The organism is Bordetella petrii (assembly GCF_020991325.1).
Taxonomy (GTDB): Bacteria; Pseudomonadota; Gammaproteobacteria; order Burkholderiales; family Burkholderiaceae_B; genus Bordetella_A; species Bordetella_A petrii_E.
This window is the reverse complement of sequence record NZ_JAJMLX010000448.1, coordinates 1-2,154: the sequence shown is the minus strand read 5'-3', so window position 1 is coordinate 2,154 and position 2,154 is coordinate 1. Positions and strand designations below refer to the sequence as shown.

The 2,154-nt window shown below is 66.5% G+C and carries 2 protein-coding genes and 1 pseudogene; all 3 read left to right on the top strand.

Translation table 11 applies throughout. The features are described from left to right. The first annotated feature begins 13 nt into the window (after positions 1–13). On the top strand, positions 14–193 hold the full coding sequence (locus LPZ50_RS24365; protein WP_230665419.1) for a hypothetical protein: 180 nt from the start codon (positions 14–16) through the stop codon (positions 191–193). 7 nt (positions 194–200) lie between these two features. Beyond that, a complete protein-coding gene (gene argS / locus LPZ50_RS24360; RefSeq protein ID WP_230665418.1) occupies positions 201–1,886 on the top strand; it encodes an arginine--tRNA ligase in 1,686 nt (561 codons plus the stop codon). Between the two features lie 9 nt (positions 1,887–1,895). Beyond that, a pseudogene (locus LPZ50_RS24355) lies at positions 1,896–2,154 on the top strand (SPOR domain-containing protein); the annotation flags it as partial.

The following is a 2,154-nucleotide window of genomic DNA, read 5'->3' as shown; positions in this document are numbered from 1 at the left end:
CTAGGATATTCTCGTGAATACCATGGTTTTCGACACCCGCCTGGCCACGAAAAACGACCTGAAGCCGCTGGCCACGCGGGAAGGCCTCATGGAAGGCCTGGGGCCGGTCAAAGCCGGCATCGCACGCCTGAAATGCATGACGGGCATGATTCTGGCGGGCCTGGTGTCGCTGATACTCAAAAACTTCTTCTGAATTCTCCATGCTCCTCGAGCAACAACAACAGCTTATCTCCCTGATCCAGGCCGCCGTGGCCAGTATCCTGCCCGAGGCCCGGGCCCAGGTGCTGCTGGAACGCCCCAAGGTGGCCGCGCATGGCGATATGGCCACCAATGTGGCCATGCAGCTGGCCAAGCCGGCGCGCCGCAACCCTCGTGAACTGGCCCAAGGCATCGTCGACGCCCTGATGGCCGACACCGCCGCTCGCGCCCTGGTCGAAAGCGCCGAGATCGCCGGCCCGGGTTTCATCAATTTCCGCATTACCGCCGCGGCCCGCCAGGCCGTCGTGCAGGCCGTGGCCCGGCAAGGGGACGCCTACGGACGCGCCGCCCCCATGGGCGAAAAAGTGCTGGTGGAATTCGTGTCGGCCAACCCCACCGGGCCCCTGCACGTGGGCCATGCCCGCCAGGCGGCCCTGGGCGATGCCATCTGCCGCCTGTACGAGGCCACCGGCTGGAACGTCACCCGCGAGTTCTACTACAACGACGCCGGCAACCAGATCCAGAACCTGGCCATCAGCGTGCAGGCGCGCGCGCGGGGCATTGCCCCTGATTCGCCCGATTACCCCGCCGACGGCTACAAGGGCGATTACATCGTCGACATCGCCCAGGACTTCATCGCCCGCAAGACGCTGCAGGCCGCCGACGGCGAAGCCGTCACCGCCAGCGGCGACGTCGACAACCTGGACGGCATCCGGGTGTTCGCGGTGGCGTACCTGCGCCGCGAACAAGACCTGGACCTGCAGGCCTTCGGCCTGGCTTTCGACAACTACTACCTGGAAAGCTCGCTGTACACGTCCGGGCGTGTCGAACAGACCGTGCAGGCGCTGATCGCCAAGGGCCATACCTACGAAGAAGGCGGCGCGCTGTGGCTGCGCACCACCGACCTGGGCACCGGCGATGACAAAGACCGCGTCATGCGCAAGAGCGAGGGCGGCTATACCTACTTCGTGCCCGACGTGGCCTATCACAAGGCCAAATGGGAACGGGGCTTCCACCGCGCCGTCAACATCCAGGGCAGCGACCACCATGGCACCGTGGCGCGCGTGCGCGCCGGCCTGCAGGCGCTGGAAGAAGGCATTCCCAAAGACTATCCCGCCTACGTGCTGCACAAAATGGTGAAAGTGATGCGCGGCGGCGAAGAGGTGAAAATCTCCAAGCGCGCCGGCAGCTATGTCACCCTGCGCGACCTGATCGACTGGGTGGGCCGCGACGCGGTGCGCTACTTCCTGATCCAGCGCCGCGCCGACACCGAATTCGTGTTCGACATCGACCTCGCCCTGTCGAAAAGCGACGAAAACCCGGTGTACTACATCCAGTACGCCCATGCGCGCATCTGCTCCATGATCGCCAATGCCGGCACCGACGAAACCGCCATCGGGCAGGCCGACGCCGCGCTGCTGACCGCACCTTCGGAATTCGCGCTGATGCAGCGCCTGGCGGGCTTCCCGCAAGTCGTGGCGCAGGCCGCCCAGGAATTGGCCCCGCACCATATCGCGTTCTGGCTGCGCGACTGCGCCTCCGACTTCCACGCCTGGTACAACGCCGAACGCGTGCTGGTAGACGACCAGGCGCTCAAGCTGGCGCGCCTGCGCCTGGCGGCCACCACACGGCAGGTGCTGGCCAACGGCCTGGCGCTGCTGGGCGTGTCGGCCCCGCAACGAATGTAAGCTGCACTCATGGCCACAAAACGCAAATCGTCCCGCCAACCCAACCAACGCGGCAGCACCATGTACGGTGCCCTGGCCGGCCTGCTGATCGGCCTGATCATCGCGGCCATCGTGGCGTTTTACGTCACGAAGGCGCCCATGCCGTTCGTCGACCGCGCCACCCGCAGCCCCGACACCACCCAACTGCCCGACCCGCGCCAGGCCCCCGATCCCAACCAGGGGCTGTATGGGCGCGACGGCGCCGCCGGCACGCCGCCCAGCGGCCCCA

Coding starts and splice junctions, on each gene's coding strand:
- argS (WP_230665418.1), top strand. CDS start 201: ATGCTCCTCGAGCAACAACAACAGCTTATCTCCCTGATCCAGGCCGCC.